The organism is Streptomyces sp. NBC_00286, from assembly GCF_036173125.1.
In the GTDB taxonomy this organism is placed as follows: Bacteria; Actinomycetota; Actinomycetes; order Streptomycetales; family Streptomycetaceae; genus Streptomyces.
This window is the reverse complement of record NZ_CP108054.1, coordinates 3,660,686-3,673,578: the sequence shown is the minus strand read 5'-3', so window position 1 is coordinate 3,673,578 and position 12,893 is coordinate 3,660,686. Positions and strand designations below refer to the sequence as shown.

The window sequence follows — 12,893 nt, the reverse complement described above, 5'->3', positions numbered from 1 at the left end:
CCCGGCCTCCCCCCACACACTCGCGTTCGTGGAGAGCCCGGTCCAACTCCTCAACGTCCTGGAATGGGCACATGCCGATGCCCTCCGGGGGGCGGGGGAGTCGGGCGGGGCTGTGCCTGGTGCGGGGGCCGGGGGAGCGGCGCCCGGCGGTACGGGGGTGACGCCCGCGTCAGCGTCGGCGCCGTCGGCTCGGCCGGGGACCACGGACCAGGCCGGCGGACCAGTGCCCGGCTCTACGCCGGGTACTGGCGCGGCGGCGCCTGGTTCCGTGCCCGGCGGTGCGGCGTCTGCGGTCGGTCCGGGGACCGGCGGGCCTGAAGGCGTCGCGGCGTCGGATGCGGCCTCGGCGCCCGTGCCGGGCGCGGCGTTCGGCGAGCGCCCGGGGGCCACCGACCCGGCCGGCGGACCAGCCCCCGGCTCTAGGCCGGATGCTGCGGAGGCGGCGTCTGGTTCCGTGCCCGGCGGTGATGCGCCTGCGGTCGGTCCAGGGACCGGCGGGCCCGCGAGCCTCACGGCATCGGATGTCGCCGAGGCGGGGACCGGTTCCGGGCTCGGGGGCCCGGCGCCCGCAGCGGATTTGGGAAGCGACGAGTCGACGGACGGCGCGGCGACGGATGCCGCTTCGGCGGTGTCCGGTCCGTTGCCCGGGGCTGTGGGGCGGACGCCTGCGGCGAGGCTGACGTCCGCTGCGGATCTCGGAGACGACGAGTCGACGGACGGCGTAGCGCCGGATGCGGCCTCGGCGGTGTCCGATCCGATGCCCGGGACCGCGGGGCCGACGCCCGCGGCGGGCTCGGCGTCCGTGCCGGGGGAGGCGTTCGGCGAGCAGCCGGGGGCCACCCGTCCGGCCGACGACCCGGTCCCCGGCCCCGCGCCGGAAGCCACCCGCCCAGCGGACGGGCCCGCGCCCGGCGCTTCCGCCGCCGTGGTCCACACCGGGCTCACCCTCGTCGTGCTGTCGCCCAACGACCCCATGACCCGTGGCCAGTTGCGCCGAATGGCGGAGCTTGCCCGGGGTGAGGGGCACGAGGTGCGGTGGGAGGAGGCTCGGGGTGGGGCTACCGCGCCGTTTCACACCGTGGGCGGGCTGGCGCCCTTGTTGCGGCGGGCCAAGCGGATCGTCATGGGGGACCCGTTCTCCCGTTACGTGCAGCTTCTGCTCACCATTACCCGCGCTCGCGATCTCGTCGTCGTGGACGACGGGACCGCGACGATGGAGTTCGTTTCCCAGCTTGCCCGCGGTGAACGCCTCGTGCGCTGGCACCGACGCGGCGGGCGGCCTGGGCCGCGTGACCTGGTGTTCGGGCCGGTATCGGCCTCGGCTCGGCGTCGGCTCACGCCCGGTTCGGGGCGTCGCGTGGAGGTGTTCTCCTCCATGCCGATCACCGAGACGCCCGACGGCGTCCACGTCACCGCCAACGACTTCTCCTGGACCCGCGCCCGCTTCGGCCCGCCGCGCCTCACCAAGGGCGCCGACCTCGTGGGCACCTCCCTGGTGGAGACGGGCGTCGTGGACCCCGACCGCTACGTCGAAGCGGTGAAGGGCCTCACCAAGACCTACGGCGCGACCCGCTACTTCGCGCACCGCCGCGAAAGCACCGAGAAACTCCACCGGCTGGCCGTCGAAACCGGCCTGGAGATCGTCCGCCCGGACCTCCCCCTCGAACTGATCGCCCGCCGCGGCCCCATAGGCCGTACGATCCTCAGCTTCCCCTCGACGGTCGTCCACACCCTCCCGCTGGCCCTCGCCGGTACCGAAGTCCGCGTCGCCGTCTGCGACATCGACCCGGCATGGCTCACGGCCACCGCCTCCCCGCGCGCCCAGGGCTTCCTGTCGGGGGTCACGGGAACGGCCCGGGACGTACACCGCTTGTCGGCGGTGACGACCGCGATCTGAGGCTGCCTCAGACAGCGATGCCTCAGACAGCGATCTGAGGCGGTCCGGCACGGGCTCAGCGCGAACCCAATGCCGGCGCTCAGTGGGGCTTGCGCGCCAGCAGGAAAGCGCGCGGGAGTTTCTCGTTCTCGTGGGGCTCGCGGATGACCTCGGCGTGCATGACGAGTCCGGCCTTGTCGATGAGATCGGTCACGTTCTCGGGGCGCCGCCAGTGATAGCCCAGCGAGATGGTGTGGCCGAATCGTTCGGTCAGCTCGAAGTGCTCGTCGCCCGCCTGGAAGGCCAGCAGCAGATGGCCGCCGGGGGCCAGTACGCGGTGGAACTCCGTGAAGACGTCCGGAAGTTGGTCGTCCGGGATGTGGATCGTGGAGTACAGGGCCGCGATTCCGCCGAGCACGTCGCCCGGGAGGTCGATGGCCGTCATCGAGCCGACGTGGAAACGGAGTTCCGGGTACGCCTGCCGCGCCATCGCCACCATCTTCGGCGAGAGGTCGATCCCGAACACGGGCGTGTCCAGGCTGCTGAGGTACGCCGTCACATGCCCCGTACCGCATCCGACATCGGCCACGGGTCCGACCCCGGCGCTCCGCACGAGCTCGGCGAACCCGTTGATCAGCGCCTTGTCCAGCGGCTTATGCGCCAGGTCGTCGGGAAAGCGGTCTGCGTACTCGGCGGCTATCGAGTCGTAGGACGCGCGGGTGTCACGTATGAAGTCCGGTTCGCTCACGCTCGGGGACGATACTGCGCCGCATGGGGTCGGTGGCCGCGGTTCACTCGTTCTTCGGCCGAACGTCGGCTTCGAGGGCGGGCGGGGCGGCGCACCCACGGGCGGGCGTCCCGGAAAGTGAGCAGAACTGCCCGCGATGCGGATGCGTGGTATGCGTAGAAGACCAGGCACCGAGGTCCGGCCTCCATCGGCGGCACCGGAGGTCCTGGGCCGGGCCGAAAGGCGGGCGAGTTTACCCATCGCCGCCGATATGTATGCGGCGCGTGGCCGGGTTTTCTTGCCTGACTGGCTGAATTTTTGTTGATCGTGGGGCAGTCGGCCCCCTAGTCGCCCTACCCTTCAAAGGGTGAACCAAGTGATGTCCCTAGAGTCCGAGGCCGAAACGACCGGCGGAGCCGTGCTCCCCGGCACGCTCCCGGAGAGCCTGCGCGCGGAACTCGTGGCGTTCCGCCGAGACCTCCATATGCACCCGGAGCTCGGCAACCAGGAGTTCCGTACCACCGCCGCGATCAAGGCACGGCTGGAGCGCGCCGGGCTCCGGCCCCGTGTGCTCGCCATCGGAACCGGGCTCATCTGTGACATCGGCGAACCGGACCCCGCCCACCCCATGCTGGCCCTGCGCGCGGACATCGACGCGCTGCCGATCCCGGACATGAAGGTCGACTGCGAGTATCGCTCGACCGTCCCCGACCGCGCGCACGCCTGCGGACACGACGTCCATACGACGGTGGTGCTGGGCGCGGGACTAGTCCTCGCCGAGCTGCACAAGAAGGGGCTGCTGCGGCGCGCCGTACGGCTGATCTTCCAGCCCGCCGAAGAAGTGCTGCCCGGCGGCGCGCCCGACGCCATCGAGTCCGGAGCCCTGGACGGAGTCGGAGGCATCGTCGCCGTGCACTGCGATCCGCGGGTCGACGCGGGGCGCATCGGGCTGCGGCACGGACCCATCACCTCGGCCTGCGACCGGCTCGAGGTCGCGCTGGACGGCGCCGGCGGACACACCGCGCGCCCGCACCTCACCACCGACCTCGTGACCGCCGCCGCCCGCGTCGTCACCGACGTGCCCGCTCTGGTCGCCCGCCGTGTCGACGCCCGCAGCGGACTCGCCGTCACCTGGGGCCGTATCGAGTCCGGGCACGCCTGCAACGTCATCCCGCAGCACGCCGAGCTGTCCGGAACCGTGCGCTGCCTGGACCTCGACTCCTGGCGGGCCGCCCCCGACCTCGTGCACGCCGCGATCGACGAGATCGCCAACCTCTACAAGGCCAAGTCGGAGATCAACTACATCCGCGGCGTCCCGCCCGTCGTCAACGACCCGATGACGACCGAACTGCTCCGCGAGGCCATGGCCACCCGCTTCGGCGCCCAGTCCGTCGAGGACACCGAGCAGAGCCTGGGCGGCGAGGACTTCTCCTGGTACCTGGAGCGCGTGCCCGGCGCGATGGCCCGCCTGGGCGTGCGGACGCCCGGCGAGCGCGGCGTACGGGATCTGCACCAGGGCGATTTCGACGCCGACGAGCACGCCATCACGGTCGGTGTCGAGCTCTTCACGGCGACCGCTCTTCTGGATGAGGCCGACGGGACTCTGTAAGCCAGGGGGATTCCACGGCGTCACTCCGGTTGCGCCAGGCCCACCCCCGTAGCAGCTGGTGCGCGTGCCGCTGCGGCGCGCGCACCGTCAGGTAGAGGACGTTCGGGCATACGGAGTGTGAGGTCCGTGAGGGGTGTTTTGCGCCAAACCGCACCTTTCGAGGCCGTGGTTCACAAGGACTTAACCGGCCATTGGCACGAATGGATAACAGCCCGGCGGTACCCCATTCCCCCGAAGGTCTACGCGCGTTACTGTGCGCCGAACTGAGCACCCACTGCGGGGAGCTTTGGAGAATGGGGAACTTCGAGATGCGTCGGATATCCAAACTGACCCGGGTCGCGGTGGGGGTCGCGTCGCTCGCGCTCGCTGCCACGGCGTGTGGCGGCACCAGTAGTGAGGCAGGAAGCGAGGGCGACAGCGAGAAGGGTCTCGCCATCGCCTACGACATCGGCGGCAAGGGCGACCAGTCCTTCAACGACGCCGCCTTCTCTGGCCTGGACAAGGCCAAGAAGGAGTTCAAGTACGAGACGGCCGACATCGAGCCCACCGAGGGTGAGACCGACGCCGACAAGGTGCAGCGCCTGACCTCGCTGGCCAAGCAGGGCTACAACCCCATCGTGGGTGTCGGCTTCGCGTATGGCCCTGCGATGAAGGAGGTCGCTGCGAAGTTCCCGGACGTCAGCTTCGGCATCGTCGACTCGGTCGTCGAGGGCAAGAACGTGGCGTCCCTGGTCTTCGCCGAGAATGAGGCCTCGTACCTCGCCGGTGTCGCTGCCGCCAAGGCGACCAAGACCAACACGGTCGGCTTCGTGGGCGGTGTGGACATCCCGCTGATCCACAAGTTCGAGGCGGGCTACAAGCAGGGCGTCGCGGACACGAACCCCAAGGTCAAGGTCCTCTCGCAGTACCTGACGCAGACCGCGGAGGAGGGCGGCTTCTCCAGCCCCGACAAGGGCAAGGCCGCCGCCGAGTCCCAGCTGGAGCGGAACGCGGACGTCGTCTACCAGGCCGCCGGTCTCTCCGGCCAGGGTGTGATCGAGGCCGCCGCCACGCAGAAGAAGTGGGCGATCGGCGTCGACTCCGACCAGTACGAGCAGCAGGCGCTCGCCAAGTACAAGAACTACATCCTGACCTCGGCGCTCAAGGACGTCGGCGGCGCTGTGTACGCGCTCGCCAAGTCCGTCGAGGACAAGAAGCCGCTGACCGGCGTGCAGACCTTCGACCTGAAGGTGGACGGCGTCGGCCTCTCCGAGACCAACCCGGAGTACGCCAAGGTCGCGGGCCTCAAGGACGCGGTGGACAAGGCCAAGGCGGCCATCATCGACGGCTCCATCAAGGTCAAGACCGAGTAACGATTGCTCGGCACGACTGGGGGAGGCAGGCGGGCGCCCACGGCGCCCGCCTGCTCGTCTTTCGCCGGGGCCCGCGATGTTGTTCACGGCCGGATAACAAGGTGAACGGCAGGGGTTTTCTCGTAGGTCTACGCGCGTTACTCTGCGGCGAAGCCAGCGCCAGAGTCCCACCGTGAGGCGCGTAGCGCTCCGCTGAAAGAACCGTGATGTACCCGCGGGCCGGTGGGGGCTGGTCGCGCCCACGCGGCGGAGCCGCAAATTAAATACAGCCCCGCGCCCCTTACGGGGCGCGAAACCGCACCGGACTTCACCAAGGCCGCCCTTGTACGACAGGAGCACCAACCAATGCGCCGGGTTTCCCGCCTAGCTCTCGCAGGCGCCGCGACCACCTCTCTCGCCCTCGCTCTGACCGCTTGTGGCGGCACCTCGACCTCGGCCTCCTCGGAGGCTGACGGCAACCAGGGCCTCGCCATCGCGTACGACATCGGCGGCAAGGGCGACCAGTCCTTCAACGACGCGGCGTACGCGGGCCTGGAGCAGGCGAAGAAGGAGTTCGGCTACGAGACGACCGACGTCGAGCCCACCGAGGGCGAGACGGACGCCGACAAGACGCAGCGCCTGACGTCGCTGGCCAAGCAGGGCTACAACCCGGTGGTCGGCGTCGGCTACGCGTACGCGACGGCTGTGAAGGAGGCGGCGGAGAAGTACCCGGACACCACCTTCGGCATCGTCGACGACGCGACCATCGAGGCGAAGAACGTCGCGGACCTGGTCTTCTCCGAGGAGCAGGCCTCGTACCTCGCCGGTGTCGCCGCCGCCAAGTCCACGAAGACAAACACGGTCGGCTTCGTGGGTGGTGTGGACATCCCGCTGATCCACAAGTTCGAGGCGGGCTACAAGCAGGGCGTCGCCGATACGAACCCCAAGGTCAAGGTGCTCTCGCAGTACCTGACGCAGACCGCGGAGGAGGGCGGCTTCTCCAGCCCCGACAAGGGCAAGACGGCCGCCGAGAGCCAGATCGAGAAGAAGGCCGACGTCGTCTACCAGGCGGCGGGTCTCTCGGGCCAGGGTGTGATCGAGGCCGCCGCCGCGGGCAAGGTGTGGGCGATCGGCGTCGACTCCGACCAGTACCAGCAGGAAGCCCTCGCCAAGTACAAGAACCACATCCTCACCTCGGCGACGAAGGACGTCGCCAAGGCGGTGTACAACCTCGCCAAGTCGGTCGAGGACGGCAAACCAGCGACCGGTATCGTCAGGGGCGATCTGAAGGCAGGTCAGGTCGGCCTCGCGGACTCGAATCCGAAGTTCAAGAACAACACCGAGCTCCAGACAGCCATCACGACGGCCAAGGAGAAGATCATCAGCGGCGAGATCAAGGTCAAGACCAGCTGATCCGGCAGGACCACGAGCAGTGCGGCGGCCCCGAGTGGCCGCTGGTAACCGCGGGGTTACCTCCGCTGAACGGGGTACCGGGAGTCTTTCTCCCCGTACCCCGTTGTCGGCGGTCAGTCGCCCCTCTTCCGATGCCGTAGGGGCGCGCGTAGACGACCCCCTTCCCCAGGAGAGTGCGCCATCAACGCGTCCAGCAGCCCTCCGGCCGAGGCGGCGGGCGGTCAGGTGACCGCAGTCGAACTCGCCGGGATCACCAAGCGATTCCCCGGGGTCGTGGCCAACCACGACATTCACCTCAGCGTCCACAAGGGCACCGTTCACGCGCTCGTCGGCGAGAACGGCGCCGGCAAGTCGACCCTGATGAAGATCCTCTACGGCATGCAGAAGCCGGACGAGGGCACCATCGCGATCGAAGGCGAGCAGGTCACCCTGCACAGCCCCGCCGACGCCATCGCCCGCGGCATCGGCATGGTGCACCAGCACTTCATGCTCGCCGACAACCTGACCGTCCTCGAGAACGTCGTGCTCGGCAGCGAGAAGCTGTACGGCATCGGCGGCAAGGCCCGCCGCAAGATCCAGGAGATCTCCGAGCGGTACGGCCTCGGGGTGCGCCCCGACCTCCTGGTCGAGGAACTCGGTGTGGCCGCCCGCCAGCGCGTGGAGATCCTCAAGGTCCTCTACCGCGGCGCCCGCACGCTGATCCTGGACGAGCCCACCGCCGTCCTGGTGCCGCAGGAGGTGGACGCCCTCTTCGCCAACCTGCGTGAGCTGCGGGCGGAGGGCCTGTCGGTCATCTTCATCTCCCACAAGCTGGGCGAGGTGCTCTCCGTCGCCGACGAGATCACGGTCATCCGGCGCGGTACGACGGTCGGCACGGTCGTGCCCGCCGAGACGACCCCGCGCCGGCTCGCCGAGCTGATGGTGGGCAGCGAGCTGCCGACCCCTGAGACCGCGGAGTCCACGGTCACCGACCGCTCCGTAGTGACCGTCGAGGACCTGCGCCTGGAAGCCCCCGGCGGCAAGGCCCTGCTCGACGACATCAGCTTCACCATCCACGCGGGCGAGGTCCTGGGCCTGGCCGGAGTCGAGGGCAACGGCCAGACCGAGCTGGTTGACGCGCTCATCGGCCTCAAGCACGCCGATTCCGGCGTCATCAAGCTGGCCGAGGAGGAGATCACCTCCTGGCCCACCCGCAAGCGCCGCGAGCAGGGCGTCGGCTACATCCCCGAGGACCGCCACCGCCACGGACTGCTCCTGGAAGCCCCGCTCTGGGAGAACCGCATCCTCGGCCATGTCACCGAGCGGCCCAACGCGAAGGGCGTCTGGCTCGACCCGAAGGCCGCGCAGGAGGACACGCGGCGCATCGTCGAGGCGTACGACGTCCGCACTCCCGGCATCGACGTCACGGCGGCCTCCCTGTCCGGCGGCAACCAGCAGAAGCTGATCGTCGGCCGCGAGATGAGCCACAAGCCGCGCTTCCTGCTCGCCGCGCACCCCACCCGCGGTGTGGACGTCGGTGCGCAGGCCGCGATCTGGGACCAGATACGCGAGGCGCGCCGCGAGGGCCTCGCCGTGCTGCTGATCTCCGCCGACCTGGACGAGCTGATCGGCCTCTCCGACACCCTCCGGGTGATCTACAACGGCAGGCTGGTCGCGGACGCCGACCCGGCCACCATCACCCCGGAGGAACTCGGCTCGGCCATGACCGGCGCTGCCTCCGGACACCTCGAGAACGAAGAGCTCGCAGAGCAGCTCGAAGAGCAGGCAGAAGCCCCGGAAGACGAGGCCCGCTGATGAAGAAGTTCGACAAGGAGCGGCTGCTCCTCGCGGTGGCCGGTCCGGTCATCGCGCTGGTCGTGGCCGTGGCCCTGACCTCGATCGTGCTGGTCGCCTCCGGTAAGAACCCGGTCGAGCCGTACGCGCTGATGTTCGAGCAGGCCACGTTCTCCGACGTCCAGGTGCTGATCATCAACCAGGCCTCGATGTACTACATCGCGGCGCTCGCGGTGGCCATCGGCTTCCGGATGAACCTGTTCAACATCGGCGTGGACGGCCAGTACCAGCTCGCCGCCATGATGACCGCCATCGTCGGCGCGCATGTCGCGCTGCCGGCGCCCCTGCAGATCCCGCTGCTGCTCCTGACCGCCGTGTTCACCGGCATGTTCTGGTCGGGTATCGCCGGTGTCCTGAAGGTGACCCGCGGCGTCAGCGAGGTCGTCGCGACGATCATGCTCAACGCGATCGCGACCTCCGTCATCGGCTACCTGTGGCTGCCGAACGTCTTCGGCGTCAAGGTCGGCAACAACAACACGACCGGCGAGATGAAGGAGTCCGGCTGGGTGCCCGGGATCGACCTGGGCGCCGCCGGCGAGATCTACGGCCTGGTGATCCTGGCCGTCCTGCTCGGCATCGCCTACTGGGTCGTCCTCAACCGCACCCGCTTCGGCTTCGACCTGCGCGCCTCGGGTGCCTCGCAGTCCGCCGCCGCCGCCAGTGGAGTGGAGCCCAAGCGCATGGTGCTCGCCGCCATGCTGCTCTCCGGCGGCATGGCCGGCCTCGCCGGGCTGCCGATCCTCCTCGGCGACACCCACACCTACAGCCTGGCCTTCCCGACCGGCATCGGCTTCCTGGGCATCGGCATCGCTCTGCTCGGCCGCAACAACCCGACCGGCATCGCCTTCGCGGCCCTGCTGTGGGCCTGGCTCGACAAGGCCTCGCCGGAACTCGACTTCCACGACTACGACAAGGAAATCGCGGTCATCATGCAGGGCCTGATCGTGCTCTCGGTCGTCGTCTCGTACGAGGCCGTACGCGAATGGGGTCTGCGCCGCCAGCAGCGCCGCGTCGGCGCGGAACTCGCCGCGGGCCACGTCCTCGGCGCCACTCCTGACAACACCACCGAGAAGGAGGTGGCGGGCCGATGACCACCGCAACCGACGTCAACCAGCCCACGCTGCAGCCCGCGGCACCCGGCGGCCGCCGGCTCACGCTCCCCGTCCTTCTGCTGGTCATCGCGGGCGCCCTGGCGCTGACCTCGATCGTCCGCATCATCACCGGGGCCGACGGCATCACCAACGTCAGCCAGATGTCCACCGCGCTCGAACTGGCCGTCCCGATCGGTCTCGCCGGTCTCGGCGGCCTGTGGGCGGAGCGCGCGGGCGTCGTCAACATCGGCCTCGAGGGCATGATGATCCTCGGCACCTGGTTCGGCGCTTGGGCCGGCTACCAGTGGGGTCCGTGGACCGGCATCCTCGTCGGCATCATCGGCGGCTGCGTCGGCGGACTGCTGCACGCGATCGTCACGATCACCTTCAACGTCAACCACATCGTCTCCGGTGTGGCCCTCAACATCCTGGCCCTCGGCGCCACCCGCTACCTGGCCCCGATCGCCTTCGGCGGCTCCGGCAAGCAGTCCCCGCAGGTCGAGTCCCTCGGCGACTTCACGGTGCCAGGCCTCTCCGACGTGCTCATCGACCTCAACCGCCAGGGCTGGTTCCTGATCTCCGACATCGCGGGCCTGCTCGGCGGACTGGTCACCAACGTCTCCTGGCTGACCCTGATCGCCGTCGCGCTGGTCCCCGCCACCTGGTGGATCCTGTGGCGTACGCCCTTCGGCCTGCGCCTGCGCTCCTGCGGAGAGAACCCGGTCGCCGCCGAGTCGCTCGGCGTGAACGTCTACAAGTACAAGTACCTGGCCGTGATCATCTCCGGCGGACTGGCCGGCCTCGGCGGCGTCTTCCTCTCCATCGTGGCCAACCCCTTCTACCTGGAGGGCCAGGTCAGCGGCCGCGGCTATATCGGCCTCGCCGCGATGATCTTCGGCAACTGGATGCCCGGCGGACTCGCCATCGGCGCCGGCCTGTTCGGCTACACCGACAGCCTCAACCTGCGCGGCGGCGCCGAGAACGTCCACGCCCTGCTGCTGCTCGCCGCGATCCTGCTGGTCATCGGCGCGATCTGGCTGGTGATCAAGAAGAAGTACGTGGCCGCCGTGCTCACCCTGGCCGTCGGCGCGCTGGTCTTCACCTGGTACGCCGTCACCGACGAGGTTCCGAACCAGGTCGTCTCCGCCACTCCGTACGTCATCACGCTGCTCGTCCTCGCACTGTCCGCGCAGCGCCTGCGCATGCCGAGGGCGAACGGCATGCCGTATCGCAAGGGCCAGGGCAAGTGACACCCCCCGTCGACTGGGAGGCCCTCCGGGAAGCGGCACGCGCGGCCATGTCCCGTGCGTACGCCCCGTATTCGGGCTTCCCGGTCGGCGCGGCGGCCCTGGTCGAGGACGGCCGCACGGTGTCCGGCTGCAATGTCGAGAACGCCTCGTACGGGCTCGGACTGTGCGCCGAATGCGGCCTGATCTCGCAGCTCCAGCTCACCGGCGGCGGCCGGCTGACGCACTTCACCTGCGTGGACGGCCGGGGCGAGATCCTGGTCCCGTGCGGGCGCTGCCGCCAGCTGCTGTACGAGTTCGGGGGCCCCGATCTGCTCCTGGAGACCCCGGCGGGGATCGTGCCGCTGTCCGAGATGCTGCCGCAGGCTTTCGGGCCGGGCCATCTCCCCAAGTGACCGCCATCTCCCCAAGTGCCTGTGAACCGTGGAAGGAAAGCCATGACGCTCTTGTCGGCGGATGCCATCTCCGTCATCCGCACCAAGCGGGACGGTGGTGAGCTCAGCGACGGGCAGATCGACTGGGTCATCGACGCGTACACCCGCGGTGACGTCGCCGACGAGCAGATGTCCGCCCTGGCGATGGCCATCCTGCTCAACGGCATGAACCGTGCCGAGATCGCCCGCTGGACCGCGGCGATGATCGCCTCCGGCGAGCGCATGGACTTCTCCTCGCTGTCCCGCCCGACGGCCGACAAGCACTCCACGGGCGGCGTCGGCGACAAGATCACGCTTCCGCTGGCACCGCTGGTGGCGGCATGCGGAGCGGCGGTCCCGCAGCTGTCCGGGCGCGGCCTCGGCCACACCGGCGGCACCCTCGACAAGCTGGAGTCGATCCCGGGCTGGCGGGCCCTGCTCTCCAACGAGGAGATGCTGAACGTCCTGGAGGGCGTCGGCGCGGTGATCTGCGCGGCGGGCGACGGCCTGGCCCCAGCCGACAAGAAGCTGTACGCGCTGCGGGATGTGACGGGCACGGTCGAGTCGATCCCCCTGATCGCCTCGTCGATCATGTCGAAGAAGATCGCGGAGGGCACGGGTTCGCTGGTCCTGGACGTCAAGGTCGGCACGGGCGCCTTCATGAAGACGCTCGAGGATGCGCGCGAACTCGCCTCCACCATGGTCGGCTTGGGCACGGACCACGGCGTGAAGACGGTCGCCCTGCTGACGGACATGTCGACCCCTCTCGGCCTGACGGCGGGCAACGCCCTGGAGGTCCGCGAATCGGTGGAGGTCCTCGCGGGCGGCGGCCCCTCCGATGTCGTCGAGCTGACCCTCGCCCTGGCCCGCGAGATGCTCGACGCGGCGGGCGTACGGGACGCGGACCCGGCCAAGGCACTGGCCGACGGCTCGGCGATGGACGTATGGCGCCGCATGATCACGGCCCAGGGCGGCGACCCGGACGCACCCCTGCCGACATCGAGAGAACAGCACATCGTGACGGCCCCCTCCTCAGGCGTCCTGACCCGCCTCGACGCGTACGACATCGGTCTCGCCGCCTGGCGCCTGGGCGCGGGCCGCGCCCGCAAGGAGGACCCGGTCCAGGCGGCCGCGGGCGTGGAGATGCACGCCAAGCCGGGCGACACGGTGACCGAGGGCCAGCCGCTCCTGACCCTCCACACGGACACTCCGGAACGCTTCGAGTACGCCCTGGAGGCGGTGGAGGGTTCGTACGAAGTCGGGGCACCGGGAGCGGAGTTCGCGGCGGCGCCGGTGGTGCTGGAACGCATCGCCTGAGCCGGGCTGTCCGTTTCGGGTGAACGAGTTCACCAA

At 69.7% G+C, this 12,893-nt stretch carries 10 protein-coding genes; 9 read left to right on the top strand and 1 reads right to left on the bottom strand.

Going from position 1 to position 12,893, the window contains the following annotated elements:
• The first annotated feature begins 757 nt into the window (after window positions 1-757).
• Window positions 758-1,897: a hypothetical protein gene (locus OHT21_RS16625; RefSeq protein WP_328774109.1), complete on the top strand. Its 1,140-nt coding sequence runs from the start codon at window positions 758-760 to the stop codon at window positions 1,895-1,897.
• A gap of 79 nt (window positions 1,898-1,976) precedes the next feature.
• On the opposite strand, the gene OHT21_RS16620 is transcribed toward OHT21_RS16625, so the two are convergent.
• A complete protein-coding gene (locus OHT21_RS16620; protein ID WP_328769098.1) occupies window positions 1,977-2,624 on the bottom strand; it encodes a class I SAM-dependent DNA methyltransferase in 648 nt (215 codons plus the stop codon).
• A gap of 358 nt (window positions 2,625-2,982) precedes the next feature.
• On the opposite strand from OHT21_RS16620, the gene OHT21_RS16615 reads away from it, so the two are divergent.
• The 8 genes from OHT21_RS16615 to OHT21_RS16580 all read left to right on the top strand — a co-directional run bounded on the left by OHT21_RS16615 (window position 2,983) and on the right by OHT21_RS16580 (window position 12,857).
• Entirely contained in the window at window positions 2,983-4,212 is a 1,230-nt protein-coding gene (locus OHT21_RS16615; protein WP_328774108.1) for a M20 family metallopeptidase, read from the top strand.
• 308 nt (window positions 4,213-4,520) lie between these two features.
• Window positions 4,521-5,564 (top strand): BMP family lipoprotein, encoded by a 1,044-nt coding sequence (locus OHT21_RS16610; RefSeq protein ID WP_328769097.1) that lies wholly within the window; start codon window positions 4,521-4,523, stop codon window positions 5,562-5,564.
• Between the two features lie 345 nt (window positions 5,565-5,909).
• Window positions 5,910-6,956 carry a BMP family lipoprotein gene (locus tag OHT21_RS16605; protein ID WP_328769096.1) on the top strand — a complete coding sequence of 349 codons (1,047 nt, stop codon included), beginning with the start codon at window positions 5,910-5,912 and terminating at the stop codon, window positions 6,954-6,956.
• Between the two features lie 225 nt (window positions 6,957-7,181).
• A complete protein-coding gene (locus OHT21_RS16600) occupies window positions 7,182-8,750 on the top strand; it encodes an ABC transporter ATP-binding protein (RefSeq protein ID WP_328769095.1) in 1,569 nt (522 codons plus the stop codon).
• The gene (locus tag OHT21_RS16595; RefSeq protein ID WP_328769093.1) at window positions 8,750-9,880 is read left to right on the top strand and encodes an ABC transporter permease; all 1,131 of its coding nucleotides are present in this window, start codon (window positions 8,750-8,752) and stop codon (window positions 9,878-9,880) included. The genes OHT21_RS16600 and OHT21_RS16595 overlap by 1 nt, the downstream gene beginning before the upstream one ends.
• Complete coding sequence (locus tag OHT21_RS16590; RefSeq protein WP_328769092.1) at window positions 9,877-11,130, top strand: ABC transporter permease; 1,254 nt, start codon at window positions 9,877-9,879, stop codon at window positions 11,128-11,130. The genes OHT21_RS16595 and OHT21_RS16590 overlap by 4 nt, the downstream gene beginning before the upstream one ends.
• On the top strand, window positions 11,127-11,522 hold the full coding sequence (locus tag OHT21_RS16585) for a cytidine deaminase (RefSeq protein WP_328769091.1): 396 nt from the start codon (window positions 11,127-11,129) through the stop codon (window positions 11,520-11,522). The genes OHT21_RS16590 and OHT21_RS16585 overlap by 4 nt, the downstream gene beginning before the upstream one ends.
• 51 nt (window positions 11,523-11,573) lie before the next feature.
• Window positions 11,574-12,857 (top strand): thymidine phosphorylase, encoded by a 1,284-nt coding sequence (locus tag OHT21_RS16580; protein ID WP_328774107.1) that lies wholly within the window; start codon window positions 11,574-11,576, stop codon window positions 12,855-12,857.
• Window positions 12,858-12,893: the final 36 nt, after the last annotated feature.

Coding starts and splice junctions, on each gene's coding strand:
- OHT21_RS16610 (WP_328769097.1), top strand. CDS start 4,521: ATGCGTCGGATATCCAAACTGACCCGGGTCGCGGTGGGGGTCGCGTCG.
- OHT21_RS16625 (WP_328774109.1), top strand. CDS start 758: ATGCCCGGGACCGCGGGGCCGACGCCCGCGGCGGGCTCGGCGTCCGTG.
- OHT21_RS16590 (WP_328769092.1), top strand. CDS start 9,877: ATGACCACCGCAACCGACGTCAACCAGCCCACGCTGCAGCCCGCGGCA.
- OHT21_RS16595 (WP_328769093.1), top strand. CDS start 8,750: ATGAAGAAGTTCGACAAGGAGCGGCTGCTCCTCGCGGTGGCCGGTCCG.
- OHT21_RS16615 (WP_328774108.1), top strand. CDS start 2,983: ATGTCCCTAGAGTCCGAGGCCGAAACGACCGGCGGAGCCGTGCTCCCC.
- OHT21_RS16605 (WP_328769096.1), top strand. CDS start 5,910: ATGCGCCGGGTTTCCCGCCTAGCTCTCGCAGGCGCCGCGACCACCTCT.